Genomic DNA, 26630 nt, shown 5'->3' with positions numbered 1-26630 from the left:
CGAACCGAAAGTTCGCAACGAACCACACAATCACATATCCGAATTCGCTGGGCTGTCCATCTGGACATTCTGGCTACAGAATTTCTTGACGACCATAGAGCATTGGAACCACCTGATCCCATCCCGAACTCAGCAGTGAAACGATGCATCGCCGATGGTAGTGTGGGGTTTCCCCATGTGAGAGTAGGTCATCGTCAAGATTCATTTCGCAAAACCCCTATCTGCACATGCAGGTAGGGGTTTTGTCCTTTCGCCTGAAAATTGCAACTCCTACAGCCGCACAAGGCTGTTCCTACTGGTACCTGCGACAATATCCCATCGCATTAACGTGACTTTCCTGTTGCCCCCCTACGTCAAGACTTTGTTCAGGGCACTCCTGCCCCTGCACCTGGCGATGCCAGCGTACCGTGCTGCGCATTTCTGGACTTCCACCGTCCCATCACTTGAGGTAGCAAGCAAGATGGCCAAGGCCGCCGATGTCGTTGTGCAATGCCTGGAAAACGAAGGTGTCGAGTATGTATTCGGCATTCCTGGTGAGGAAAACCTCGACCTGCTCGAATCCCTGCGCAAGTCGAAGATCAAGCTGGTACTGACCCGTCACGAGCAGTCTGCAGGTTTCATGGCTGCCACCTACGGCCGCCTGACCGGCAAGACCGGCGTCAGCCTGTCGACCCTCGGCCCTGGCGCCACCAACCTGGTCACCGCCAGCGCCTATGCCTACCTGGGCGGCATGCCGATGATGATGATCACCGGGCAGAAGCCGATCAAGAAGTCCAAGCAGGGCCGCTTCCAGATCATTGACGTGTGCGGCATGATGGACCCCATCACCAAGTACACCCACCAGTTCGCCTCGGCCGACAACATCCCGTCGCGCATGCGCGAAGCCTTCCGCCTGGCCGAAGAAGAAAAGCCGGGGGCGGTACACCTGGAACTGCCAGAAGACATCGCCGCCGAGCAGACTGATGCACTGCCGATCCCGCGCAGCCTGCACCGCCGCCCGCTGGCCGAGCACGTGGCCATCGAAGCAGCCGTCGAGAAACTGCTGAACGCCCGTAACCCGATCCTGGTGATCGGCGCAGGCGCCAACCGCAAGATGACCGCCAAGGTCCTCAAGCAACTGATCGACAAGACCGGCATCCCGTTCATCACCACCCAGATGGGTAAAGGTGTGGTCGACGAGCGCCACCCGCGCTTCCTGGGCAACGCCGCGCTGTCGTCGGGTGACTTCGTTCACCGCGCCGTCGAAGCGGCCGACCTGATCATCAACATCGGCCACGACGTGATCGAGAAGCCGCCATTCTTCATGGTCCGTGGCGGCACCGAGGTCATTCACATCAACTTCCGCTCCGCTGAAGTCGATGCCGTGTACTTCCCGCAGGTTGAAGTGATCGGCGACATTGCCAACGCTGTTTGGCAGATCAGCGAAGCGCTGAACGACACGTCGCACTGGGACTTCACCCGCCTGATGGCCATTCGTGAAGCCAACGAAGCACAGATCGCCGAAGGTGCCGACGATAACCGCTTCCCGGTCTACCCGCAGCGCCTGGTGGCCGACATCCGTCGTGTACTGCCGTCCGAAGGCATCGTTGCCCTGGACAACGGCATCTACAAGATCTGGTTCGCCCGTAACTACAAGGCGCACAAGCCCAACACCGTGCTGCTGGACAACGCCCTGGCGACCATGGGCGCCGGCTTGCCATCGGCGATGGCCGCGCACCTGGTGCACCCGGACCGCCCGGTGATTTCGGTGTGCGGTGACGGTGGCTTTATGATGAACAGCCAGGAGCTGGAAACTGCGGTACGTCTGGGCATGCACATCACCGTGGTGATCCTGCGTGACGACGGCTATGGCATGATCCGCTGGAAGCAGGCCAACATGGGCTTCACCGATTTCGGCCTGGACTACGGCAACCCGGACTTCGTCAAATACGCCGAAGCCTATGGTGCCAATGGCCACCGCGTGGAAAGCGCCGAAGGCCTGCTGCCGCTGCTGGAACACTGCATCAAGACCCCAGGCGTGCACGTGATCGACTGCCCGGTCGACTACAGCGAGAACGACCGCATCCTCAACAGCGAGTTGCGTGAGCGCGCGCTGGCGGTATAACGTCCAACGCAAGCCAACACCCACAGGCCTTTCTCGATTCTGTGGGTGTTGGTGACACATAACCAACACTCCGCACATCTCAACTCGATCATGCTCAGGCTTCTCAATTCATGGAGCGCCCGAGAACATGACCATCGGTTCGACCCACAACTATCCTGCTGATCTGGCCCTTGAGCCATCCTTGCCCTTGCAGCCGTGGGCCGCACGGTTTCCGAATCCACCAGACCTCTGCTTCGATTACCGACGTCTGGTTGAACAACCGGGAGGCGTTGCAAGTGCCGCCCAACCGGAACATCGGATCTGCATTGTCGGTGCTGGTGTCACAGGGTTAACTGCTGCTCGGGAATTGCTACGCTGTGGTTTCACCCGCATCACCTTGATAGAGCAGTCGCAGCGTGTGGGCGGTCGCCACCTGACTGTGGTGAACAAAGGCGGTAATCACAAGCAGCCTTCAACGCCATTCGAGATGGGGGCCATGCGTATACCTTTGTTCAGCAGGACAGGCGAACCGCCTAAAGATGGACGCTCGCTTATGGCCTATTACGCCAAGCTGTTCGAGCTACGGCTTTCCGAATTTCCAAACCCTGGGACACCCTGGGTGAATGCAACGGGTATCTATCTTCGGAATGGACAACTAGAAGGAGAGGAGAAGCCAGAGCTGCTGATTTGGCGAAATCCAGAAGGGAATACCCCTCCACCTACAGCCACACTGCAAAAGGTCTATGAAAAATGGTACCGCTTCGCCGGGCAGTTTGCCGAGCGCATCGCTGTGGTATATGGCACGCAATGCTGGGCGTCGATATGGCAGAGTGTTGTCGAGCGCTATCACCTGATGTCATTCAGGGATTTGGTACATTTGCCGGTGCTGACAGCGTGGGACCCCGCCAACCCTGGTGATTTCGGTGGGTTGGGCATGAGCCGTGAAGAGTCGGCCATTTTCTATTCCATCGGCATTGGTGATGGGAGCTGGGGAGCGTTCTATGACGTCTGCTGCCTTTACCCACTACGTACAGCAATTTTGGGTTTCAGCAGCCATTTGCAGCTGGTGCATGGCCGTGTCGATAAGGAAGGTGTGCCATATGCTGCACCGTATCTGGAGGCCAGCACTGTGCCTGATAGCAGAGGGCTGATGTTCAACGGGCCGGCTTATATTGGGCACTCCCGCAGTCGATTATGGACGCATGGAACCACGCTCATTGGGAAACCAGCTGCAAGGTCTATGCGCCACTGAAGAAGCACTATCTGGACCGCAACTCGGCGCTACCGCAGATTCTCGTCACCGACAGCTTTGTCCACGACGTCTATGCCTACCGATACAACGACCATTACGCCGATGACTGCATGAAGCCATATCGCCCTATATCGATACCCGAAACATTTGCATACAGCGCTGGATGACGGACAAAAATGCGCTCGGCTGCGCGAAGCTGTATCGAGCAGGTACCTACTATGACGCGGTCGGGCTGATGAAATACAACCGCGATTTCAGCCCGCTCAGGGCTGTATCTGGCTGGAGAGTCTTTCTCTGTTGACGCCGGCTGGACCGAGCCGTGTTTGCGTACCGCGCTGGATGCAGTCATCAACCTCTGCCATCGAACTTCAGCGGCGTTCAATGGTGGCTTCACCCTTGAGGACTACCCCCATTATCAAGTTGGGAAATAGCGGCGCCCGAGCGTTTCTGTGAGACTTTTCCTATTGCAATTATTCGCTTGTCTGTCGACCCCATAGGACTCACCCGACTGTCCCCGCCAAGCCGAACCCCGCTCTACTGGCGACCTTCCAAAACAACCACAAGAAGGAAGCCGCCATGTCTGAACACAGCACCCCCGTCAGCCCTGTCCGTATTGCCGTCATCCAGTACGACCCTCAGGTCGGGGTCGAACACAGCGACGGCAATTTGAGCAAAGGCTTGGCACTGGCTCGACGCGCGGCGCGTGAAGGCGCCAATCTGATCGTGCTGCCCGAGCTGGCCAACACCGGCTATACCTTCCACTCCCGTGCCGAGGCCTACGCCCATGCCGAGACGTTGCAGGAGGGCCGCAGCCTGAAAGCCTGGGCAGCGTTCGCCAGAGAGCACCGGGTGTATCTGGCAGCGGGTTTCACCGAGCGTGATGGACTGAAGCTATACGACAGTGCCGCACTGTTCGGCCCCAACGGCCTGCTAGGGCATTACCGCAAGGCTCACCTATGGAACCAGGAGAAGCTCTGGTTCACCCCGGGCAACCTCGGGTTCCCTGTGTTCGAGACACCTATCGGTCGTATAGGCCTGTTGATCTGCTGGGATATCTGGTTCCCTGAAGTGCCGCGGCTTATGGCCGCACAAGGCGCCGACATCATTTGCAGTTTGAACAATTGGGTGTGGACTCCACCCCCCCTGTTCGACGAAGCAGGTCGTTGCATGGCCTCGTACCTGACCATGACCGCCGCGCACGTAAACAATGTCTACATTGCCGCCGCCAACCGTATCGGCAATGAACGGGGAGGGCGCTTTCTCGGTTGTTCATTGATCGCCGGTACCAATGGTTGGCCTATCGGGGAGGTTGCCAGTGCGCAGGAGGAGGCCATTCTGTATGCCGACGTCGACCTTAGCAGCGCGCGTTCAGCACCGATCTGGAACAGCCTCAACGACCTGCAGCGTGACCGCCGCACCGACCTCTATGATGCGTCGCTTGGCTATCGCCTGCATACGCCTATGCCACGCTGAGGGGGCGCGTATGAAGGCATTACGTTTGTCCAGTCGGCAGCGCTCCCCTGTGTTGCTCTTCATTTGCTTGTTGATACTGCTGGTAGCCAGCCTAGCGCTGGGCCAATGGCCGGACTACGCGCAACTGGCGGCGACACTCGATCAGCCGCTAAGCCGCTTGCGCTGGATAGTGGGTGATATCAGCGAGGTGGCATTCTACAAACATGAACTGCCTGCTCTGGGCTTGTTGCTAGGGGCTTGCCTGGCGCATTGGGCCCATGTTCGCGGGTATCGATGGCAAGGTTTTGCCATCTGCTATGGCAGCGGGCTGTGGCCCCGGCTGCACCGGCATACGGTTCAATGCTGGTGATGCACATTGTGGCAGGGCAGGCCCTGGCGTCCCTGGTTGGTGTCGTCATCTGGCGTAGCCAGTGGCAAGCCCGTGGGTGGTACCCTACCTACATTCCGATTGTCTCGATCGTTCCGGCCGCGGTGCTGACGCATGGCGGCAGCTGGGAAGTCGTGGTGAGCAGTGCTGTGCTGGGGGCGCTGGTGGCTCCGCCGCTGGCGGTGGCGATCACGCGCCGGTTGCCGGCCTATGTGCATGGCTACATTGGCAACGTGATGTCGATGGCCATCAGCACGCTGGGAATTGTGCCGTTGATCGGGTTACTTGTGGGAGGAGACGCATGATTGAGCATTCAAGCCTGCCCAGGCTGTCGATCGCCAGTTTAGGGGGTACCGTCAGCATGCAGGCTGGGGCTGCTGGCTGTGGCGTGGCCCCAACCCTGGATTGTGAGCAGCAACTGCTTCAAGTCCCACAGTTGCGCGAAATGGCGCAGTTGAACGTTGCTTCATTGTCCCTGGCCCCCAGTGCATCGCTGGGATTCGCGGCGTTGTTGGATGTGCTGGTTTGGGCTCGTAGCGAGGTGGAGCGCGGTGCCCAGGCGGTGATCCTGACCCAAGGCACCGACAGCCTTGAGGAAGCGGCCTATTTCCTTGATCTGCTCTGGCCATTCGATGCACCGTTGGTGATGACCGGTGCCATGCGCTCGGCCAGCCAGGTGGGCAACGATGGCCCGGCCAACCTGCTGGCTGCGGCACAGGTTGCATTGGCACAAGGCAGCCGTGGGCGTGGTGTACTGGTGGTGATGAATGATCAGGTCCATTGCGCGGCAAGGGTTCGCAAGATGGCCAGCCTGGCGATGGCGGCTTTCGAGTCACCAGGCTTCGGCCCTTCGGCGGAAGTTGTAGAGGGTGTTGTGGTCTATCGCCATCCGCCAGGTCGTCGGGCTGTGCTGCCGTTACCGGGCCGAACCGACCAGCGCGTTGCCCTTCTGGAGGCTTGTCTGGATGTGGACACAGCGCTGCTGCAGGCTGTGGCTCCATTGGGCTATGAAGGGCTGGTCATTGCTGGTTTCGGTGCTGGGCACGTTTCCGGTACTTGGTCCGATGTGCTGGAGCATCTGGCGCCCACCTTGCCGGTCATTGTAGCCACCCGCACAGGTAGAGGCCCTACAGCCCGGACAACATACGGGTTTGCAGGCTCCGAGATCGACCTGCAGCGCAAAGGCGTGCAAATGGCCGGGCACCTCTGCCCGCGCAAGTGCCGCATCTTGCTTTGGCTGCTGATTGGCACCGAACGGCAGCATGAGTTGCAGGGCTGGTTGGCCATCTGAGGAATCTGCCCGCGCAGTGGTGCTCGCGGGCAGCCCTTGCGCCGTTGCTGTGCTAGGGTGCACACACTTTTGCTTCCCAGGATTTTCACCCCATGCTCCCCGTACTCAGCGAAAAAGAACTCGACCGCCTCGAAGACCTGCTGATCACCTATGGCAACGACTACTCGGTACTCAACCTGGCCGAGCTCAATGGTTTCTTCACCGCGCTGGCCAGTTCACCGGTAACCGTGACCCCGGAACATTGGTTGCCAGCCGCTGCCGGTGGCAAGGTGCCAAAGTTCAAGAAGCCGGCACATGAAGAGGCTTATGTGGCGTTGATGCTGCGCTATGCCAGCCAAGTGGCGGAAGAGCTGAGCGATGATGTCGACCAGTTCGAGCCGCTGTTCGAAGAAAGGGAAGACGAGCAGGGCACTGTGATCGTGATGGAGGAATGGTGCTTCGGCTACATGCGCGGTACCCAGATTGCCGGTTGGGGCGAGTTGCCGCAGGAGCAGGACCAACTGCTCAAGGCGATTTCGCTGCATGGGTTGGAGGACAATTTCGAACTGCTGGACCAGATGAGCGAAGCGGATATCCAGGCCTGCGTACCGCAGGTTGTCGAGGCTTCGCGCGGGTTGTTCCGCTATTTCAAGAAACTGAACTGACCACCTGCACGTTCTGGAAACCATTATTCCGCTGCGCGAAATTATGGTTTCCCCTGCGCACTGATTCTGCTGCCAGCCGATCCAGTGCAGCATGTGCTCCATCAGCCCATCCCGGTGCTGACCAGGAGCCAAGCCCATGTCGAACCCGATCAAGCTCTACAACTTCCCCAAGTCTGGCCACGCCCATCGCATCGAGCTGATGCTCTCGCTGCTGAACCTGCCCACAGAGCTGGTGTTCGTCGACCTGGCCAAAGGTGCACACAAGCAGCCGGACTTCCTTGCCCTCAACCCGTTTGGCCAGGTCCCGGTCATCGATGACAACGGTACGGTGATCGCCGATTCCAATGCCATCCTCGTCTACTTGGCGAAAAAGTATGACAACGGCACTTGGTTGCCCGAAGAGCCTGCTGCCGCTGCCCGTGTGCAACGTTGGCTGTCAGTCGCTGCCGGTCCGCTGGCCTTCGGCCCGGCTGCGGCCCGCCTGGTGACGGTGTTCGGGGCTTCGTTCAATACCGACGAAGTGATTGGCCGTGCCCACACCCTGCTCAAGGTGATCGATACAGAGCTAGCCAGGACGCCATTCCTGGCGGGCAGCACGCCCACCATCGCCGACATTGCCAATTACTCGTACATCGCCCACGCGCCCGAAGGCAACGTGTCGCTGGAACCCTATGCCAACGTGCGCAGCTGGCTGGCACGGATCGAGTCACTGCCAGGCTTCGTGCCCATGCCACGCACAGTGATCGGGCTGCAGACCAGCGCCTGACACCCCGCCATCGGGAGGAACGCCGCCATGCAACAGCCCCCGGACCATCGCCCCTCGCCCTGGCATGCGGGCGAGAAGACCCTGCAGGAAAAGGTCGGTGTAGCAGAGCGCATGGAGGCGTTCGGGCAAAAGGTCATTCGTGACTACATGCCCGACCAGCACCGTACTTTCTATCATCAGTTACCTTTCATGATCGCCGCCAGCGTGGATACCCTGGGTCGGCCGTGGGCCACCCTGCTGGAGGGGCCAGAAGGGTTTGTCAGCTCGCCCGACCCTCGCCTGCTGACCATCGATACCACGTTGCCAGCGGACGACCCCGCCACCCCTGGGCTGGTAGCAGGAGAGGCGGTCGGCCTGTTGGGTATCGAGTTGCACACCCGTCGGCGCAATCGCATCAATGGGCAAATCCGTCAGGCTGCACAAGGGCAACTGCAGGTGGCCGTGGAGCAGTCGTTCGGCAACTGCCCGCAGTACATTCAGTTGCGTGATTACACCCGTGTCGACCAACCCCCGCAGGGGCGCGTTGACGCCCCTGAACTGGATGCCACGACTGCCAGCATGATCGAGGGCGCCGATACCTTCTTCGTCGCCAGCTATGTCGAGCACGGCAATGGCCAGCGCTCGGTGGATGTCTCCCATCGGGGTGGTCGGCCAGGGTTCATCAAGGTCGAAGGCAGCCTTCTGACCATTCCCGACTACGCTGGCAACCTGCACTTCAACACCTTGGGCAATTTGCTGGTCAACCCGCAGGCAGGCTTGCTGTTCATCGATTTCAGTAACGGTAATGTTCTGCAGGTATGCGGGCGTGCCGAGGTGCTGCTGGACAGCCCTGCCATCCAGGCTTTTGAAGGTGCCGAGCGGTTATGGACGCTGCAGGTCGAGCAGGTGGTGTGGCGCCCGGCTGCGGTCTCACTGCGCTGGGCCTTCAAGGCGTACGCACCGACCAGCCTGATGACGGGTACCTGGGCCGAGGCCGACGCGCGCCTGGAGCAACGCCGGCAACAGCGCCAATGGCAAGCCTGGCGTGTGCTGCGGGTGGAGCAGGAAAGCCGTGATATCCGCTCGTTCTACCTTGAGCCACCGGCCGGTAGCCGTGTGGCCTTCGCGCCAGGCCAGCATCTTCCTGTGCAAGTGCAGCGTGATTGCGAGGCTGCGCTGATCCGCACCTACAGCCTGTCCAGTGCACCCGCTGATGGCTACCTGCGCATCAGCGTCAAGGCCCAGGGCCCGGCCTCGCGCTATTTGCACGAGCGCATCGTGGCGGGTGATGTGTTGAACGTGCGCCCACCGATGGGCAGCTTTACGCTCGACCAGCAAAGCACACGGCCGCTGGTGCTGATTGGTGCAGGTGTGGGTATTACGCCCTTGCTGGCCATGCTGCGTGAGCAGGTGAGCACGGGGCAGGCCCGGCGAATTCATTTGTTTCATGGCGCGCGCAGCCTGGCCGAATTGCCGTTTCAGCAGGAGCTGGCGAGTTTGCAGCAGCAGGCCGCTGGGTTGTTGCGCGTGCACCGTGCCCTCAGCCAACCGGAAGGGCATGCGCGGGTCGGTCGCGATTTCGAGTTTATCGGGCGATTGGGCATCGAGCAGGTCAAGGCGACGCTGGCGCTGGACGACTATGACTTCTACCTGTGCGGCCCAGGCAGCTTTACCCAGGCATTGTATGAAGGGCTGCGCGGGGTGCATGTGCCGGATGCGCGGATTCACGCCGAGGCCTTTGGCCCGTCGACGCTGCGCCGGCACACGGATGACGGGCGGCCCACCGTGCAACACCTACCCGCTGCCAACGAGCCGGTGCCGGTGTATTTTGCGGCTTCGGCGAAGGAGGCACGCTGGACGCCCGGTAGCGGTACGTTATTGGAGTTGGCCGAGGCGCGTGGGTTGGCGCCAGAGTTCAGTTGCCGGGGCGGCTCGTGCGGCACCTGCAAGACCAAGCTCGTCAGTGGCCAGGTGCATTACCCGAACCTACCGGCAGAGCTGCCGGAGGCGGGTTCGGTACTGATCTGTTGTGCTGTGCCGGCACATCAGGAAGAGGGCGCACAGGCCCTGGTGCTGGAAATCTGATATGCCTGTCCTGCAAGCATAAAACGCCCGGATATCCGATAATCTCCACCCCCTCCGATGCCAGGAGCTCGCATGGACCAGATCCACCTGATGAAGGTGTTCGTTGCCGTCGGCGAACTGGAAAGCTTCGCCGCCGCTGCTCGCCGCCTGGACATCTCGCCAGCCGCCGTCACCCGCGCCGTCAGCGCTCTGGAAGACCAGCTCGGGGTCAAGCTGCTGCTGCGTACTACCCGCAGCGTGCGCCTGACCGAGGCCGGCGGGCGCTATCTGGAAGACACGCGGCATATCCTTGCCAGCATTCACGAAGCCAACGAGGCGGCTGCCGGTATCAACGCCACCCCCAAGGGCGACCTGGCAGTGACCGCGCCGATCCTGTTCGGCAAGAAGTTCGTCATGCCGTGCATCGTCCGCTACTTGCAGCAGTACCCGGAAGTCGATGTTTCCGCCTACTTCCTCGACCGTGTTGTGAACATGGTCGAGGAGGGCATGGACGTGGCCGTGCGCATCGGTCCTTTGCCCGACTCCGGGTTGAAGGCGTTGCGGGTGGGCAGGGTGCGTCGCATGTTGTGTGCCTCGCCCGACTACCTGGCGCGTCATGGCGTACCGGAGCACCCGTCGGACCTGGCAGGGCATGCGGTGATCGGCACCACCAACCTTTCGCCACGGGCCGGTTGGCGCTTTGGGGTCACCGATGAGCCGACGCTGGTACGCATGAAGCCGCGGCTGACGGTAACCAGCAATGATGGGGCAATCGCAGCGGCCAGCGGCGGGCTGGGGATTGCCCGGCTGCTGTCGTACCAAGTGGCAGAAGAGCTGGCCAGCGGGCAACTGCAGGTGATCCTGGCCGAGTACGAGGAGGCGCCCTGGCCCATTCATGTGCTGCACCGCGAAAGCAAGTACGGCTCGGCCAAGGTCAGGGCCTTTATCGACATGCTGGCGCAGGCCCTGCGAGCCCAGCAGCTTGATTGAGGTCGTACAACATAGCTGCGAACAGCTAGAAATAATAAGTGTTGTACGACGACATATGACGTGGCAATCTTCCACCTGAAACAATTTGTCGCAAATAGCCCCCGTCGGCCTTTGCGCCAATCACCCGCAACTCTAAAAACAAAAATTCAGGTGAACCATGAAGATGAAAGGCATCCGTTGGTGGATGGTCAGCCTTGTCACGGCCGGGCTCGTCGTCAACTACCTCGCCCGCAATACCCTCTCGGTGGCTGCCCCCACCTTGATGACCGACCTTTCCATCAGTACCGAGCAATACGCCAAGATCGTCGCCGCCTGGCAGGTGTGCTACGCCCTCATGCAGCCGGTGGCCGGCTGGTTCATCGACTTCATCGGCACCAAGCTGGGCTTTGCCGTGTTCGCCATGGCCTGGTCTGTGGCCTGTGCCGGCGCGGCCTTGGCTACAGGCTGGCAGAGCATGGCATTCATGCGCGGGCTGCTGGGCATGACCGAGGCCGCGGGCTTGCCGGCCGGGGTCAAGGCTACTACCGAGTGGTTCCCGGCCAAGGAGCGTTCGGTGGCGATCGGTTGGTTCAATATCGGCTCGTCGCTTGGCGCCTTGCTGGCGCCGCCACTGGTGGTGTGGGCGATCCTGCACAGTGGCTGGCAACTGGCGTTCGTCATTGTTGGCGCGTCAGGCATTGTCTGGACGTTGCTGTGGATGCTGCTGTACAAGCACCCGCGTGACCAGAAGCGCCTGAGCGATGAGGAACGGGACTACATCCTTGCCGGGCAGGAAGCGCACTTCAAACAGGACACCCGCGAGAAGGGCGCGTGGAAGCGCATCTTCAAAACCCGCAACTTCTACGCCATCGCATCGGCGCGAATTCTTTCCGAGCCCGCCTGGCAAACCTTCAATGCCTGGATCCCGCTGTACCTGATGACCGAGCGGCACATGAACATCAAGGAAGTGGCGATGTTCGCCTGGCTGCCGTTCCTGGCGGCCGATATCGGCTGTGTGCTGGGCGGTTACCTAAGCCCGTTGTTCCACCGCTACTTCAAGGTGTCGCTGTTCACCTCGCGCAAGATGGTGCTGGTGTTCGGTGCCAGTTGCATGATCGGCCCGGCCTGCATCGGCCTGGTGGAAAGCCCGTACACCGCGATCCTGTTGCTGTGCATTGGCGGCTTTGCCCACCAGACGCTGTCGGGGGCGCTGTACTCGATCACTTCGGATTCGTTCAGTAAGGACCAGGTGGCCACGGCGACCGGCATGGGTGGCATGTGCGGCTATCTGGGGGCGGCGGTGTTCACCCTGGTGTTCGGCGTGCTGGTCACGCAGATTGGCTACAGCCCGTTGTTCGTGGTGCTGGCAGCGTTCGATATCGTGGCGGCGGTGCTGGTGTGGAAGGTGGCGCGCGAAGTGAGTGGCGAGTCTTCTGTCAGGAAGATGGCAAGCTCGACCGAGGCACTGGCATAAGGCTTGAGATTTTGGGGCCGCTTTGCAGCCCCAATTCCAGGCAGCTCCCTTACAGCGCCTGATACTGCATCCTGAACCCAAGGTTCATCGCTTCCCCACGCTGCAGCAACCGCAACCCCGGCCGCCCTGGCAAGTGATGCGCATTAACCGGGTGGCTTACCGGCTCAAAGCAGAAAAAGCCTTGCCCTTGCGGGCAGAACAGCAAGAAGTGCTCAGCCCCGCTGGCACTGCACGTCAGTCGATGACCCGCGCTTGGCTGTTCAATCACACACTCCCCCGGCCAACCACTGAAGGCATGATCGACGACGCTCTCAGGCAAAAGCCCCATGGCATTGAAACGCCACGGTTCAGGCACTTCGGCCTGATACGACGGCAACCGCCCATCCTCGGCCAGCCACACCTTGCGCGCCGCCGCGTACAGTTTGGTATCGGGATAGCGCGGAAAGTAAGGGTGCAAACCCAGCCCATACCAGGTCGCCAGCGCTTCCAGGTGCACCACATGCAGGTCCAGGTTCAGGCAGCCCTCATGCAAGTGCACATCCAGCGTGGCTTGGTAGGCAAACGGCACGGCACTGTCCAGCCTCAGCCGCGCACGTCGTTCGCTGTGGTGCTCTACCTGCCAGGCCTGCTGCCAGGCACTTCCATGAATCGGGTATGGATCATGCTCGGTGTTCGGTGCCAGTGCCTGCCAGCCCTCGGGCTGGGCAAAGCCACCCTCGGCAATGCGGTTGGACCACGGTGCCAGCGGGTAACAGGCCAACCGCCTCGGGGTGCCACTGGCCAGCGCAGCCGTGTCGGAATGGCGCAGCAACGGCTGGCCGGTTGCCTTCACTTCCCAGTTCACCAGGCTGGCGCCCACCCCCGGTGCCAGGCTCAGACGGGTTAGGCGGTCCTGCAGGTGCAGCTCGGTCACAGCCATGCAAGGCTCCTTTCTGGGTGATCGATCAATGGGGCCGACGGTAGGTGAGCAGCACGATGCCGCACACCACCACGGCGCCCCCGACCAGTTGCAGGGGGCTCAGGTGCTGATCGAGCAAGGCCCAGCCCAGCAGCAAGGTGGCGATGGGTTCAACGTTCATGACTGGCGCGTTCTGCGCCATGTTCAGGCGAGGTACACAAACGAACAGCAAGGTGAAGGCTAGGCCGTACAACACCACCAGGCAGGCCAGGGCCGCCCAGCCGCTGCTGCTGCCTGGTAGTGACAGGCCGGACGGCATCACCCCGCTTGCGCCTGCAATCAGCATGCTGGAGAACACGATCAGCAAGGTCAGCAGGCTGCGCACGGGGCCCCGCACGCTGGCCAATTTGTGGTCGGTGATCCACAAGGCGCAGGCAAAGGCACAGGCGGCGCCAAAGGCCAGGCTGATGCCCGTTGCCCAGTGCGGGTTGGCCGCGCCACTGTCGGCCAGGCGTGCCGGCACATCCAGTGCCAGTACCAGACCGCACAGGATCAGGCCCATGAACAGCACCGTGCGGCCGGTGGGGCGTGCGCCACCCAGTGTCCAAGTGAGCAGTGCCAGCAGCATCGGAAAGGTGTTGCCCACCAGCAGCGCCAGGGCGACCGGGATGCGCGCTACCGCCGAATACAGGCACAGGCTCTGGGTGGCGATCAGCAGGCCGAGCAGCAGTTGCCAGTGCCGGGTACCGGCAGGCAGGCCCAGCGCCTGGCGTTGCCACACCAGCAGGCCGGCCAGCACCAGCAAGGTAATACCTGAGCGGCAGAGGATCGCCAGCAACACGCCGGTGCCGTCATCGAAGGCGATGCGTGCGGCAATGTGGTTGCCGGCGAATGAGCAGGCCAGCAAAGCCAGCAGGGCAATGGCCAGCTTGCGTGGGAACAAGGGGAAACAGAGGAGGGGACAGCCATGTGCAGGATCCGTTTGCAGATAGAGCCAAAGGGGCCGCAACGCGGCCCCGATTCTATTTACAGCACCACGCTAGGCAGCCACAGCGAAATGGCCGGAATGTAGGTCACCGCCATCAGCACCAAGAACAGCGCCAGGTAGAACGGCAGCAGCGCCTTCACCGTCGACTCGATGCTCACCTTGCCGATGGCCGAACCGACGAACAGCACGGCGCCCACCGGTGGGGTGATCAGCCCGATTCCCAGGTTCACCAGCATGATCATGCCGAAGTGCACCGGGTCCACGCCGATACCGGTGATTACCGGCAACAGGATCGGCGTAAGGATCAGGATCAGCGGCGCCATGTCCATCACCGTGCCCAGCAGCAACAGCATGAAGTTGATGCACATCAGGATCACATAGCGGTTGTCCGACAGGGTCAGAAACGCCGTGGTGATTTTCGACGGGATCTGCATCAGCGTCATCACGTAACCAAAGCTGGCGGCAAAGCCGATCAGAATCATCACGATCGAGATGGTGCGCACCGTGCGATGCATCAGCTTGGGCAGGTCGCGCCACTTGTAGTCGCGGTAGACGAACATGGTCACGAAGAACGACCACACCACCGCCACTGCCGCCGACTCGGTAGCGGTGAACACGCCCGACAAAATGCCGCCAAGGATAATGACCATGGCCATCAGGCCCCACAGCGCTTCACCGGCGATTTTCAGCGCCTGGCGCATCGGGATCACTTCGCCCTTGGGGTAGTTGCGCTTCTTGGCGAAGATCAGGCACAGGCCCATCATCACCGCACTCAGCAGCAAACCGGGCATGACTCCCGCCATGAACAGCGAGGCAATCGACACCGTGCCGCCCGCCGCCAGCGAATACAGCACCGAATTGTGGCTGGGCGGGGTCAGCAGCGCCTGTACCGAGCCGCTGACGGTCACGGCAGTGGAGAATTCGCGCGGGTAACCCTTGCGCTCCATCTCTGGGATCAGCACCGAGCCCACCGAGGCGGTGTCGGCCACCGACGAGCCGGAAATCGCGCCGAAGAAGGTCGAGGCCATGATATCGACCAGCGACAGCCCACCGCGCACGAAGCCCACCAGCACTCCGGCAAATGCCACCAGCCGCCGTGACATACCGCCTTCGGCCATGATCGCGCCGGCCAGCACGAAGAACGGAATCGCCAGCAGCGAGAACTTGTTAACCCCACTGGCCACCTGAATCATCATTGCCTGCAGCGGGATATCGATCCACCAAGCGCCAATCAGCGCCGACAGGCCCAGGGCATAGGCCACCGGCATGCCCAGCAGAATGAGCATGATGAAACTGCCCAACAGAATGAACGCATCCATTTACGCCGCTCCTTCGCTTTCTTCTACGTGGTCGAAGCGCACCACCTTGCGGTGGCTCTGATCGCCCAAGAGGAGTTTTTCCAGTACGAACACCAGGGTCAGCACACCACCGAGCGGAATCGGCGCATAGGTCATGCCAACCCGCACCCCAGGCAATGACGCCAGAGACTGGTTCCAGGTAGTGATGCACAGCTTGGTGCCGTAGTAAGTCATGAACACGCACACCAGAATCATCAGCACTTGCACCAGCAGCGCAACCAACTGGCGCTGCAGTGGTGGCAGGCGGTCTGTAATCATCGCCACCGCCATGTGCGCCCCAGCCCGGTAGCTGGCTGCGGCGCCGACGAAGGTGAACACCACCATCAGCAAGATGGCCACTGGCTCCGGCCAGCTTGAGCCAGTGCCGAGCACGTAGCGGGCGAAAATGCCCCAAGGGATGATCAGCGACATGGCCAGGATCGACAGGCCGGCGATCCAGATGCAGCCGCGGTACAGCGTGTCGTTCGCACGCAGAAAAAGGTTCTTCATGGGCATCACCAAAGCGGCAGGGCGGCGGGCGCCGCACTGCCGAGGTCGTTTGGGTAGGGGGCGCTGTTACTGGACGGCGTCGATGCGCTTCATCAGGTCGGCGTACTGCGCGCCGTATTTTTCGCGTACCGAGGCAGTGGCGTCGTAGAATGGCTTCTTGTCCACGGTGATGAACTCGACACCGGCGGCCTTGAGCTTCTCTTCGCTGGCGGCGGACTTGGCATCCCACAGTGCGCGTTCTTCCATCTGCGCTTCACGCGCGACCTTCTTCACCAGTGCTTGCTGCTCGGGGCTGAGTTTGTTCCAGGTGGTTTTGGACATTACCACCGGCTCCGGCAGAATCAGGTGCCCGGTCAAGGTGTAGTACTTGGCGCTCTGGTAGTGGTTGTGCTCGAGCAGCGTGGGCGGGTTGTTCTCGGCACCATCGATCACGCCGGTCTGCAGGGCGCTGAAAATTTCCCCGGTGTCCATGGCGATACCGTTGCCGCCCATGGCGTTCATCATGTCGATGAACAGCGGGTTGCCCTGTACGCGAATCTTCATGCCCTTGAGGTCTTCCAGGCTGCGTACCGGTTTTTTCGTGTAGATGCTGCGCGAGCCGCCATCCATCCAGGCCAGGGCCACCAGGTTGAAATCGGAGTTGGTGATCTTGTCGAGGATCTCCTGGCCGATCTCGCCGTCGATGATCTTGCGCATGTGCTCATGGTCGCGGAACACGAACGGCATGTTGAACACGTTTACATCCGGCACCACCGGGCCGACGATCCCCAGGCTGACGCGGGTCATCTGCACGGCGCCGATCTGCGCCTGTTCGATCACTTCCTTCTCCGAGCCCAGCACGCCGCCGGCGAACATCTTGAAGGTGATGTCGCCGTTGCTGGCTTCTTCCAGCTTTTTACCCATGTTTTGCTCGGCGACCACGGTCGGGTAGCCGGCCGGGTGAATTTCGGCGAACTTGATGTCCAGTGCCGAGGCGGGTGTGGCGACGCTGAAGGCGAAGGGGAGTACGGCAAGGAGCAGCTTGCGTTTGAACGTCATGATGAAACTCCGTGGTTTTTATTATCTGGTTTCGTGTGTGCAAGTGTGGGGGCGGCAAGGGGCGTCAGCCCCGGTAGGCAGGTTCTTCCAGGCCCTTGGTGCCAGGGTTGAGGGCAAATACCCCGCCGGCCAGGGGCTGGTCGCTGAGGTCTGTGCCCGCAGGGCGGATCGAAGTGACGTACAGGGTGTCCAGGCTGGCGCCGCCAAAGGCGCACATCGCCGGCTTTTTCACCGGCACGCTGAGTGAGCGGTCGAGGCGCCCGTCGGGGGTAAAGCGGTGGATCTGCCCGGCATCGTTGCCGCAGATCCAGTAACAGCCATCCTGGTCGATGGCGGCGCCATCGGGGCGGCCGGGGTAGCCGCGCATATCGACGAACAGCCGCTTGTTGTGCGGTGTGCCGCTGTCGATGTCATAGTCGAAAGCCCAGACCTTTTGCACGCTGGGGTGCGAGTCGGACAGGTACATGCGCGTGCCGTCGGGGCTGAAGGCCAGCCCGTTGGGCACGATCATGCCGTCTTGCTGCAGGTGCAGGTGGCCTTCGCTGTCATGCCGGTACAGCGCGCCGACATGGGCGCCTTGCTGCATGTCCAGCAGCATGGTCCCGGCCCACAAGCGGCCCTGGCGGTCGCAGCGGCCATCGTTGAAGCGCATGCCGGCCTGGGCATGCTGGACGCTGTTGAGCAAACGGCTGTCCAGGCTGCCGTCGGCTTTGGCCTGGATCTGGAAGATGCCGCTTTCCATGCCTGCTACCCAGCCCCGAGCGCTGCGGGCGATGCAGGCCAGCATCTCGTCGCCCTGCCAGACCTGGTGCTTGCCATCGACCGCCTGCCAGCAGTGCAGCTGGCGGGCGGGAATGTCGACCCAGTACAGAGCCTGTTCGCTGACGTGCCACACGGGGCTTTCCCCAGTGCCGTTGCGGGCGTCGACAATCAGTTCGCAATTCATGGCCGTGCCTCCTGGCGCGTGTGGGTTCAGTTGAATGGGCCGGCCACGGCGAAGGCGCCGCCCTGGTAGACCATGCTCGGGTCATCGGCGGCGGGCGCCGGCTGGGCTTCAACGGCGGCGCGGAAGGCTTCGGAGCTGTCCTTGGGCACATAGCCAAGGTGCTCGGCATGGCGGTTGTCCCACCACACGGTGCGGTTGTCGGAGGCGCCGTAGACGATGGTGTGGCCAACGTCGGGCGTGAACAACCCACGCTCGATCAGTTGCACCAGGTCGTCGTAGCTCAGCCAGGTGCAGAGCATGCGCGGGTTCTGAGGTTGCGGGAACGACGAGCCGATGCGAATGCTGACGGTCTCGATGCCGTAGCGGTCGAAATAGAAGCTGGCCACATCCTCGCCGTAGCACTTGGACAACCCGTAGTAGCTGTCGGGGCGGCGCGGGGAGTGGGCGTCGATGCGCTCATCCTGGCGGTAGAAGCCGATGGTGTGGTTCGAGCTGGCGAAGATGATGCGCTTCACCCCATGCTTGCGTGCTGCCTCGTAGACATGAAACACACCGCAGATGTTGGGGCCAAGGATGTCTTCGAAGGAATGCTCGGTGGACACGCCGCCGAAGTGAATGATGGCGTCCACGCCTTCGACCAGGGCGTGGACCGCAGCCTTGTCGGCCAGGTCGCAGGTGATCACTTCTTCGTGCGGCCCGGCAGCAGGTGCCATAGGGCTGATATCGGAAAGGCGCAGGACCTCGGCGTAGCCTTGCAGGCGTTCGCGAAGGACCTTGCCCAGGCCGCCTGCGGCTCCGGTGAGCAGCAGGCGATTGAGGGGAGTAGGGGTCATGGCCGGCTCTTGTTGTTAATTGTTGTAGGTTGTCGTATGACTTAGCTGATTATTGGCGGTGGGTTCGGTTGTTGTCAATGACAACTCAGTGACTGATTAGCGTTATGTGCGGTACTTGTAGGAGCGGCCTTGTGTCGCGAAAGGGCCGCAAAGCGGCCCCGGCAATTTTGCGGTGAGGCCAAGACCCTGGGGGCGCTTCGCACCCCGATCGCGACACAAGGCCGCTCCTACAAGGGCCCGGGTTGAGCGGGTTACAGCAACGACAACGGGTAGTTGAAGATCAACCGGTTCTCATCGAACTCGTTGTTGCTGTAATCCCGCCGAATCGACGAGTTGCGCCACTTCACACTCAAGTCCTTGAACGCCCCGCTCTGGATCACATACGCAAGCTCCGTCTCGCGCACCCACTCCTTGCCATCAGTGACCGACCCGGTATGCACATCGCGCCCGCTGATATAGCGGTTCATCAAGGTCAACCCCGGCACCCCGACCGTCACGAAGTTGAAGTCATGGCGCACCTGCCACGAGCGTTCGTTGGCATTGTCGAAGCTGGAGTTGTAACTGTCGTTGGCCAGGGTCCCGCCGCTGGTGCCGTTGACCCGCATCCAGGTATCGCCATCAACTTTCTGCAGCCCCACCCAGAACGTGCTGCCGCCGTACTTGGCCGAGAACATCCCCGAGTAGGTCTTGTTGTCCAACTGCCCGGCGCGCTCGGAGCCATCCTCATCGCCCTGGAAGTAGCCCAGGTTGGCGCCCAGGGTCCAGTCACCCACTGGCTGGTTATGGCTCACTTGCAGATACTGCTGCTGATACACGTCCTTCAGTACCGCATTCCACAACCCCACCAGCGTGCGGTCCTGGTTGAATTTGTACTCGCCACCGACGAAGTTGAAGCGGTCTGACACCCCGCCGCCGTAGCTCATGTCTTCCATGCTGGCGTCGTTACGCGGGCTGTTGCCGCGGAACTGGCCGCCATACAACGTCAACCCGGCGATCTCGTTGGAGGTGACTTGCCCGCCACGGAACGTCTGCGGCAGCGAGCGCCCGTCGTCCGAACGCAAAATCGGTAGCACCGGCATCCACTCGCCGATTTTCAGTTCGGTCTTGGAGATCCGTGCCTTGCCTGCGACTGCCAGGCGCCCGTAGTCGTCTGCTGGCTTGCCATCGTCGTGGCGCGGGAGCAACGCTGTACCATAAGTGCCGCCGCCGCCATCGAGCTTTACCGACCATAGCCCCAGCACATCCACCCGAACCCGATCGGCCCTTGGGTGAATCCCGACCGCGCATCGAGGATGAAGCTTTGCGTCCATTCCTCGGCCTTGCTTTGCGGGTTGCTGGGGTTGGTGAAGTTACGGTTGATGTAGAAGTTACGCAGCCCGAGCGTAGCCTTGCTGTCTTCGACAAATCCAGCAGCCAGGCTGGTGCCCGGCAGGCCAGCGATGACACCGGCGCCCAACAGGGCGAAAGGCAGGGTATGGCAGACTCTCATTATTGTTGTGCTCCCGAAGGGTATGGCAGCCCGTCCACCGGGCACGCGCGAGCGGCCTGCGGTAGGGGCGGGTAGGTAACGGGCCGGTCAGGGCCAGGGGTGAAAGCGCGGAAACGGGCCGCTAGGTACTGATGGGCGTACGCCAGCCAGTTGGGGGTAGAGGGATGTGCAACAGACGTGGATGCAGCGGGATGGGTGTCGACATGGGATCGTCCACTGATTGTTGTTTTTGTTATGTGTTGTCGTACAACTGTGGGCGATTATTAGCAAGGCCGAGGTAGGCTGTCAACGTGTAATGGCCTATTGATTATAGGCCCGGCACTCGAATAATGAGGTGTAGCGGCTCTATCATGCCTTCTACAAAGACATACGATGACTTCGCTTAAGCTCCAAGGCTTGCACAGTCCCTGAAGGGGCAGCCTGAGTGATGATGCAGGACAGTTGCTGCGAAGGGCTCAGCGTCATCTCACAGAGCACATTGCCAAGCCATTCCAGCAAAAAAAAAGGCTGCCATTCGGCAGCCTTCTCGATGCTCAGCCCGGACGATCAGTCCCAGCTCAGTGCACCACCAGTCTGATACTCGATCACGCGCGTCTCAAAGAAGTTCTTCTCCTTCTTCAAGTCCATGATTTCGCTCATCCAAGGGAACGGGTTGGTAGTCCCTGGGTACTCTTCTTTCAGACCAATCTGAGTCAGACGGCGGTTGGCGATGAACTTGAGGTAATCCTCCATCATCGCCGCGTTCATGCCCAGCACGCCGCGTGGCATGGTGTCACGGGCGTATTCGATTTCCAGCTGGGTCCCTTGCAGGATCATCTGGGTCGCTTCTTCCTTCATCGCCGCGTCCCACAGGTGCGGGTTTTCGATCTTGATCTGGTTGATCACGTCGATACCGAAGTTCAGGTGCATCGACTCGTCACGCAGGATGTACTGGAACTGCTCGGCCACGCCGGTCATCTTGTTGCGGCGGCCCATGGACAGGATCTGGGTGAAGCCGCAGTAGAAGAAGATGCCTTCCAGCACGCAGTAGTAGGCGATCAGGTTGCGCAGCAGCTCTTTGTCGGTTTCGACGGTGCCGGTGTTGAATTCCGGGTCGGAGATGGCGCGGGTGTACTTCAGGCCCCAGGCGGCTTTTTTCGCGACCGACGGGATCTCGTGGTACATGTTGAAGATCTCGCCTTCATCCATGCCCAGCGATTCGATGCAGTACTGGTAGGCGTGGGTGTGGATCGCCTCTTCGAAGGCCTGGCGCAGGATGTACTGGCGGCACTCGGGGTTGGTGATCAGGCGGTACACCGCCAGGGCCAGGTTGTTGGCAACCAGCGAGTCGGCGGTGGAGAAGAAGCCCAGGTTGCGCATGACGATGCGGCGCTCGTCTTCGGTCAGGCCGTCCTGGCTCTTCCACAGGGCGATGTCGGCGGTCATGTTGACCTCTTGCGGCATCCAGTGGTTGGCGCAGCCGTCCAGGTACTTCTGCCAGGCCCAGTCGTACTTGAACGGTACCAGCTGGTTGAGGTCGGCGCGGCAGTTGATCATGCGTTTTTCGTCAACTGCAACACGGGCCGAGGAACCCTCCAGCTCGGCCAGGCCTTCGGCAACGTCGAGGGCATCCAGGGCAGCCTTGGCACGTTTGACGGCTTCGGAGTCAGAAGCGGTGGCCGCACGGGCTTCCAGGGCGGCGGCACCACCGGCGCTGTCGAGCTTGTCGAGAGTGGCGGCGGCAGCGGCCTGCGCAGGGGTATTGCCTTTGGCGGCTACTTCGCCGTCTTCTTTGTCGAATTCGTCCCAGCTCAGCATGGTTTGGCTCCTGCTTGAGGGTCGCCCTGGGGCAACCGGTTGGATTTTAAGAATGTGATGCCTGACGCAAGGCCGTAACGGCGAATGGACAGCTCGAGAGGCTGACTCTCGTTTACATCTGAATGTGTTCTGGCTTGTACCTGGCCAGGCCTCTGGGAGGGGCCAGGACAATTGAAAGGTGCTCTTTTCAGAGGGGGCGAAGTATATAGGGATTTCGCCTTCGATCGGGGCGCGTCTCTTGCGGGCGAGCGTAACTATTTCGACCGGAATTGCGTGCGTCCGTTCACCTGGTTCGTGTCGTTTGCTACGGGGAGGGAGTGTAGCGGCAAAATGCGAATGACACTACATATTGTGCCATTTTATTTTTTTCACACATTATGTGGTGTTGGCGCGATCTTTGTAAGCTCGGCTTTGTGTCGCGATAGGGCCGCAAAGCGGCCCCGGCGATCATGCGGCGCTGCTGCAATCCTGGGGGCGCTTCACACCCCCATGCGACACGAGGCCGCTGCCACGGGTGTGCAGCGTTTCGACAATGTGTGTCTTGGGGTTGTTGCGTGCTTCTGCGACCGTGGTGAAACGCCCGGTTTCAGCATTGCGACCAATCTTGCGAGTTTTCTTTTTTTTCCGCGCCATGGGCTAATGTCCTGTTCGAGAGGTCTTGTTCTTTTACCGAGCCGCGCGAGCGGTGGGCAAAGGGCAAGATTTCTCTGATGCGCGGATACAAAAATGCCGCGCGGGGCACCCGTAGGCACCCCGCGCGGCATTCAGGCCTTACTGGCAGGCTTCGCAGTCAGGCTCGTCGATCGCGCAGGCCTTTGGCACTGGCGCAGGGCCGGCTGCCTGAACCGGGGCGCTGTCGCCACCGCTGGAAACGGCGTTGAGCTTGCCGGTGTTGATGGTCGACTTCTCGGTGCTGGTCGCGGCCAGGGCACGGAGGTAGTAGGTGGTTTTCAGACCACGGTACCAGGCCATGCGGTAGGTCACGTCCAGCTTCTTGCCCGAGGCGCCGGCGATGTACAGGTTCAGCGACTGAGCCTGGTCGATCCACTTCTGGCGACGGGAAGCTGCGTCGACAATCCACTTGGTCTCGACTTCGAACGCGGTGGCGTACAGGTCTTTCAGCTCTTGCGGGATACGTTCGATCTGCTGCACCGAGCCGTCGTAGTACTTCAGGTCGTTGATCATGACCGAGTCCCACAGGCCGCGGGCCTTCAGGTCGCGGACCAGGTACGGGTTGATCACGGTGAACTCGCCCGACAGGTTCGATTTCACGTACAGGTTCTGGTAGGTCGGCTCGATCGACTGCGACACGCCGGTGATGTTGGCGATGGTCGCGGTTGGCGCGATGGCCATGATGTTCGAGTTACGAATACCTTTCTGTACGCGGGCACGTACCGGCGCCCAGTCCAGGGTTTCGTTCAGGTCGACGTCGATGTACTTCTGGCCACGGGCTTCGATCAGGATCTGTTGCGAATCCAGCGGCAGGATGCCCTTGGACCACAGCGAACCCTGGAAGGTCTCGTAGGCGCCACGCTCGTCGGCCAGGTCGCAGGACGCCTGGATCGCGTAGTAGCTGACCGCTTCCATCGACTTGTCGGCGAACTCGACGGCAGCGTCGGAGCCGTAGGCGATGTGCTGCAGGTACAGTGCGTCCTGGAAGCCCATGATGCCCAGGCCGACCGGGCGGTGCTTGAGGTTCGAGTTACGCGCCTGCGGCACCGAGTAGTAGTTGATGTCGATCACGTTGTCGAGCATGCGCACAGCGGTGTTGACGGTGCGTTGCAGCTTGGCGGTGTCCAGCTTGCCATCGACGATGTGGTTCGGCAGGTTGATCGAGCCCAGGTTGCAGACCGCGATCTCATCCTTGTTGGTGTTCAAGGTGATCTCGGTGCACAGGTTGGAGCTGTGGACCACGCCCACATGCTGCTGCGGCGAACGCAGGTTGCACGGGTCCTTGAAGGTCAGCCATGGGTGGCCGGTCTCGAACAGCATCGACAGCATCTTGCGCCACAGGTCTTTGGCCTGGATGGTCTTGAACACCTTGATCTTGTTGTACTCGGTCAGGGCTTCGTAGTACTCGTAGCGCTCTTCGAAGGCCTTGCCGGTCAGGTCGTGCAGGTCTGGCACTTCCGAAGGCGAGAACAGGGTCCACTTGCCGTCATCGAAGACACGCTTCATGAACAGGTCGGGGATCCAGTTGGCGGTGTTCATGTCGTGGGTACGACGACGGTCATCACCGGTGTTCTTGCGCAGCTCGATGAACTCTTCGATGTCCAGGTGCCAGGTTTCCAGGTAGGCACACACGGCGCCCTTGCGCTTGCCACCCTGGTTGACGGCAACGGCGGTGTCGTTGACCACTTTCAGGAACGGTACGACGCCCTGGGATTTACCGTTGGTACCCTTGATGTAGGAGCCCAGTGCGCGCACAGGGGTCCAGTCGTTGCCCAGGCCACCGGCGAATTTCGACAGCATGGCGTTGTCGTGAATCGCGTGGTAGATGCCCGACAGATCGTCCGGCACGGTGGTCAGGTAGCAGCTGGACAGCTGCGGGCGCAGGGTGCCGGCGTTGAACAGGGTCGGGGTCGAGGCCATGTAGTCGAACGACGACAACAGGTTGTAGAACTCGATCGCACGGGCTTCCTTGTCTTTCTCCTCCAGCGCCAGGCCCATGGCCACACGCATGAAGAACACCTGCGGCAGCTCGAAGCGCACGCCATCCTTGTGGATGAAGTAGCGGTCGTACAGGGTCTGCAGGCCCAGGTAGGTGAACTGCTGGTCGCGCTCGTGGTTGATCGCCTTGCCCAGTTTTTCCAGGTCGAAGTCGGCCAGCGCCGGGTTCAGCAGTTCGAACTCGATACCTTTGGCGACGTAGGCTGGCAGGGCCTTGGCGTACAGGTCGGCCATTTCGTGGTGGGTAGCGCTGTCGGCTACGTTGAGGAAGCCCAGGCCTTCGGCGCGCAGGGTGTCCATCAGCAGGCGTGCGGTAACGAACGAGTAGTTGGGCTCGCGCTCTACCAGGGTACGGGCGGTCATCACCAGGGCGGTGTTGACGTCCTTGATGGCCACGCCGTCGTACAGGTTCTTCAGGGTTTCGCGCTGGATCAGGTCGCCATCGACTTCGGCCAGGCCTTCGCAGGCTTCGCTGATGATGGTGTTCAGGCGGGCCATATCGAGCGGAGCCAGGCTGCCGTCGGCCAGGGTGATGCGGATGCTTGGGTGCGGCTCGACCACGGCGTCGGTGTTGGCGCGGGTGGCACGCTCCTTGGCACGCTGGTCGCGGTAGATCACGTAGTCGCGGGCAACTTTCTGCTCGCCGGCGCGCATCAGGGCCAGTTCGACCTGGTCCTGGATTTCTTCGATGTGGATGGTGCCACCCGATGGCATGCGACGCTTGAACGTGGCGGTAACCTGCTCGGTCAGACGCGCGACGGTGTCGTGGATGCGCGACGAAGCGGCGGCGGTGCCGCCTTCAACTGCGAGGAACGCCTTGGTGATGGCCACGGTGATCTTGTCGTCGGTGTAAGGGACGACAGTGCCGTTACGCTTGATCACGCGCAGTTGGCCGGGGGCGGTGGCGGCCAGATCCTGGTTGGAATCGGCGGCCTGCGGCACCTTGGCCTGCGGGTTCTCGCGAGTTGTGTCGGTTTGCATGGGTGGGTGTCTCCACAGTTTCTATATTGTTCAGGCGCCTTTTGGGCGCCCACCGTTCCGTCCACTTGCTCGATGGCCTGGCGGGGATGCGCAATGCATGCGCGTCCGCCCGCGCGGGCGTACCGACTTCGGGACAGACTCAGGAATAAGGGGCAATGGCTTGCCGCTCCCTGGCCGAAGTCAAAGGTTCTGGGCAGGGCCCAAAAACTGTTGCTGATGGATGCCAGGCCTGGCCTGCAACACCCATACCCGAACAAGGCCCTGGAAGGGCTTGCCTCGGTCGCCTCCGCAGGAGCGGTTCGGCTGCTGAAATCACCTGAAGTTCCACCCGGAAAATCGCTTGATCTTGCGGGTTGACTTTTGTGTGTGATTTTGCACGAACCCCTATATCTAGTGGTTCGCTGCGATCGGGATACAAGATAATGCGGTATTGGGGGCTTTGCAAGGCGAGCGCCTGTGGATAACGTGTGTGTACTTTGTGAGTGAATGGTGGGTATTCGCTGTAGGCCTTGTGCCAAGTGGTTTGCAGTATTTTTCTGCGCCTTGATGCCCCGGGGCAGTTTTTTTCGGGCGCGAACCCTATCACAAAAAACGGTTCAGTCGAGGGGCTGTGGGTGGGTTGGCAGTGCCGGGGGCGGGACGTAGTATCCGGCTGTGATATTGCTTTTAGGTTAAAGGGGCAGTGCGCAGGTTTCGAAAGCGGCGCGGTCCCTGTGGGAGCGGCTTTAGCTGCGAAACGGCCCGCACTGGCAACAGAAAAACAACAATTAAAGGCAGAGGC

The 26630-nt window shown here is 61.1% G+C and carries 18 protein-coding genes, 1 rRNA gene and 3 pseudogenes; 11 read left to right on the top strand and 11 right to left on the bottom strand.

Annotation, left to right across the window (positions count from 1 at the left end):
• Positions 1-84: 84 nt before the first annotated feature.
• The 11 genes and pseudogenes from rrf to AB5975_03630 all read left to right on the top strand — a co-directional run bounded on the left by rrf (position 85) and on the right by AB5975_03630 (position 12362).
• Positions 85-200 (top strand): 5S ribosomal RNA (gene rrf, locus AB5975_03680).
• Between the two features lie 260 nt (positions 201-460).
• Positions 461-2104, top strand: coding sequence for an acetolactate synthase large subunit (locus tag AB5975_03675; GenBank protein ID XDR21028.1), 1644 nt, complete (start codon positions 461-463; stop codon positions 2102-2104).
• A gap of 127 nt (positions 2105-2231) precedes the next feature.
• Positions 2232-3766 (top strand): annotated as a pseudogene (locus tag AB5975_03670) (FAD-dependent oxidoreductase).
• A gap of 145 nt (positions 3767-3911) precedes the next feature.
• Positions 3912-4808, top strand: coding sequence for a nitrilase family protein (locus tag AB5975_03665; GenBank protein XDR21027.1), 897 nt, complete (start codon positions 3912-3914; stop codon positions 4806-4808).
• A 10-nt stretch (positions 4809-4818) separates the two neighbouring features.
• Positions 4819-5480, top strand: a pseudogene (locus tag AB5975_03660) (hypothetical protein).
• Complete coding sequence (locus tag AB5975_03655) at positions 5477-6466, top strand: asparaginase (GenBank protein ID XDR21026.1); 990 nt, start codon at positions 5477-5479, stop codon at positions 6464-6466. The pseudogene AB5975_03660 and the gene AB5975_03655 overlap by 4 nt, the downstream one beginning before the upstream one ends.
• A gap of 92 nt (positions 6467-6558) precedes the next feature.
• The gene (locus AB5975_03650) at positions 6559-7110 is read left to right on the top strand and encodes a UPF0149 family protein (GenBank protein ID XDR21025.1); all 552 of its coding nucleotides are present in this window, start codon (positions 6559-6561) and stop codon (positions 7108-7110) included.
• Positions 7111-7246: 136 nt separating this feature from the next.
• Positions 7247-7876, top strand: coding sequence for a glutathione S-transferase family protein (locus AB5975_03645; protein XDR21024.1), 630 nt, complete (start codon positions 7247-7249; stop codon positions 7874-7876).
• Positions 7877-7903: 27 nt separating this feature from the next.
• Complete coding sequence (locus tag AB5975_03640) at positions 7904-9940, top strand: pyridoxamine 5'-phosphate oxidase family protein (protein ID XDR21023.1); 2037 nt, start codon at positions 7904-7906, stop codon at positions 9938-9940.
• A 72-nt stretch (positions 9941-10012) separates the two neighbouring features.
• On the top strand, positions 10013-10909 hold the full coding sequence (locus tag AB5975_03635; protein ID XDR21022.1) for a LysR family transcriptional regulator: 897 nt from the start codon (positions 10013-10015) through the stop codon (positions 10907-10909).
• Positions 10910-11066: 157 nt separating this feature from the next.
• The gene (locus AB5975_03630) at positions 11067-12362 is read left to right on the top strand and encodes an MFS transporter (GenBank protein ID XDR21021.1); all 1296 of its coding nucleotides are present in this window, start codon (positions 11067-11069) and stop codon (positions 12360-12362) included.
• A gap of 49 nt (positions 12363-12411) precedes the next feature.
• On the opposite strand, the gene AB5975_03625 is transcribed toward AB5975_03630, so the two are convergent.
• The 11 genes and pseudogenes from AB5975_03625 to AB5975_03575 form a co-directional block, all read right to left on the bottom strand.
• Entirely contained in the window at positions 12412-13281 is an 870-nt protein-coding gene (locus tag AB5975_03625; GenBank protein XDR21020.1) for an aldose 1-epimerase, read from the bottom strand.
• A gap of 25 nt (positions 13282-13306) precedes the next feature.
• Positions 13307-14203 carry an EamA family transporter gene (locus AB5975_03620; GenBank protein ID XDR21019.1) on the bottom strand — a complete coding sequence of 299 codons (897 nt, stop codon included), beginning with the start codon at positions 14201-14203 and terminating at the stop codon, positions 13307-13309.
• 83 nt (positions 14204-14286) lie between these two features.
• Positions 14287-15567, bottom strand: coding sequence for a TRAP transporter large permease (locus tag AB5975_03615; GenBank protein XDR21018.1), 1281 nt, complete (start codon positions 15565-15567; stop codon positions 14287-14289).
• Positions 15568-16095 (bottom strand): TRAP transporter small permease, encoded by a 528-nt coding sequence (locus AB5975_03610; GenBank protein XDR21017.1) that lies wholly within the window; start codon positions 16093-16095, stop codon positions 15568-15570.
• 66 nt (positions 16096-16161) lie between these two features.
• Positions 16162-17133: a TRAP transporter substrate-binding protein gene (locus AB5975_03605; GenBank protein ID XDR21016.1), complete on the bottom strand. Its 972-nt coding sequence runs from the start codon at positions 17131-17133 to the stop codon at positions 16162-16164.
• 64 nt (positions 17134-17197) lie between these two features.
• Positions 17198-18079, bottom strand: coding sequence for an SMP-30/gluconolactonase/LRE family protein (locus AB5975_03600; protein XDR21015.1), 882 nt, complete (start codon positions 18077-18079; stop codon positions 17198-17200).
• Between the two features lie 26 nt (positions 18080-18105).
• On the bottom strand, positions 18106-18912 hold the full coding sequence (locus AB5975_03595) for an NAD-dependent epimerase/dehydratase family protein (GenBank protein ID XDR21014.1): 807 nt from the start codon (positions 18910-18912) through the stop codon (positions 18106-18108).
• A gap of 251 nt (positions 18913-19163) precedes the next feature.
• A pseudogene (locus tag AB5975_03590) lies at positions 19164-20401 on the bottom strand (OprD family porin).
• Positions 20402-20947: 546 nt separating this feature from the next.
• Positions 20948-22198, bottom strand: a complete 1251-nt coding sequence (locus AB5975_03585) for a ribonucleotide-diphosphate reductase subunit beta (GenBank protein ID XDR21013.1) — start codon at positions 22196-22198, stop codon at positions 20948-20950.
• Between the two features lie 447 nt (positions 22199-22645).
• Positions 22646-22831, bottom strand: a complete 186-nt coding sequence (locus AB5975_03580) for a hypothetical protein (GenBank protein ID XDR21012.1) — start codon at positions 22829-22831, stop codon at positions 22646-22648.
• Positions 22832-22969: 138 nt separating this feature from the next.
• A complete protein-coding gene (locus AB5975_03575; GenBank protein XDR21011.1) occupies positions 22970-25849 on the bottom strand; it encodes a ribonucleoside-diphosphate reductase subunit alpha in 2880 nt (959 codons plus the stop codon).
• Between the last annotated feature and the right edge of the window lie 781 nt (positions 25850-26630).

Source organism: Pseudomonas putida (assembly GCA_041071465.1).
Classification (GTDB): domain Bacteria; phylum Pseudomonadota; class Gammaproteobacteria; order Pseudomonadales; family Pseudomonadaceae; genus Aquipseudomonas; species Aquipseudomonas putida_P.
This window is presented reverse-complemented; position numbering and strand designations above follow the sequence as displayed.

What these genes read in the sequence shown, in the direction of transcription:
- AB5975_03595 (XDR21014.1), bottom strand. Translation starts at nt 18,912, where the DNA reads ATGACCCCTACTCCCCTCAATCGCCTGCTGCTCACCGGAGCCGCAGGC.
- AB5975_03625 (XDR21020.1), bottom strand. Translation starts at nt 13,281, where the DNA reads ATGGCTGTGACCGAGCTGCACCTGCAGGACCGCCTAACCCGTCTGAGC.
- AB5975_03645 (XDR21024.1), top strand. Translation starts at nt 7,247, where the DNA reads ATGTCGAACCCGATCAAGCTCTACAACTTCCCCAAGTCTGGCCACGCC.
- AB5975_03575 (XDR21011.1), bottom strand. Translation starts at nt 25,849, where the DNA reads ATGCAAACCGACACAACTCGCGAGAACCCGCAGGCCAAGGTGCCGCAG.
- AB5975_03580 (XDR21012.1), bottom strand. Translation starts at nt 22,831, where the DNA reads ATGGCGCGGAAAAAAAAGAAAACTCGCAAGATTGGTCGCAATGCTGAA.
- AB5975_03675 (XDR21028.1), top strand. Translation starts at nt 461, where the DNA reads ATGGCCAAGGCCGCCGATGTCGTTGTGCAATGCCTGGAAAACGAAGGT.
- AB5975_03615 (XDR21018.1), bottom strand. Translation starts at nt 15,567, where the DNA reads ATGGATGCGTTCATTCTGTTGGGCAGTTTCATCATGCTCATTCTGCTG.
- AB5975_03585 (XDR21013.1), bottom strand. Translation starts at nt 22,198, where the DNA reads ATGCTGAGCTGGGACGAATTCGACAAAGAAGACGGCGAAGTAGCCGCC.
- AB5975_03635 (XDR21022.1), top strand. Translation starts at nt 10,013, where the DNA reads ATGGACCAGATCCACCTGATGAAGGTGTTCGTTGCCGTCGGCGAACTG.
- AB5975_03655 (XDR21026.1), top strand. Translation starts at nt 5,477, where the DNA reads ATGATTGAGCATTCAAGCCTGCCCAGGCTGTCGATCGCCAGTTTAGGG.
- AB5975_03610 (XDR21017.1), bottom strand. Translation starts at nt 16,095, where the DNA reads ATGAAGAACCTTTTTCTGCGTGCGAACGACACGCTGTACCGCGGCTGC.
- AB5975_03650 (XDR21025.1), top strand. Translation starts at nt 6,559, where the DNA reads ATGCTCCCCGTACTCAGCGAAAAAGAACTCGACCGCCTCGAAGACCTG.
- AB5975_03665 (XDR21027.1), top strand. Translation starts at nt 3,912, where the DNA reads ATGTCTGAACACAGCACCCCCGTCAGCCCTGTCCGTATTGCCGTCATC.
- AB5975_03600 (XDR21015.1), bottom strand. Translation starts at nt 18,079, where the DNA reads ATGAATTGCGAACTGATTGTCGACGCCCGCAACGGCACTGGGGAAAGC.
- AB5975_03640 (XDR21023.1), top strand. Translation starts at nt 7,904, where the DNA reads ATGCAACAGCCCCCGGACCATCGCCCCTCGCCCTGGCATGCGGGCGAG.
- AB5975_03605 (XDR21016.1), bottom strand. Translation starts at nt 17,133, where the DNA reads ATGACGTTCAAACGCAAGCTGCTCCTTGCCGTACTCCCCTTCGCCTTC.
- AB5975_03630 (XDR21021.1), top strand. Translation starts at nt 11,067, where the DNA reads ATGAAGATGAAAGGCATCCGTTGGTGGATGGTCAGCCTTGTCACGGCC.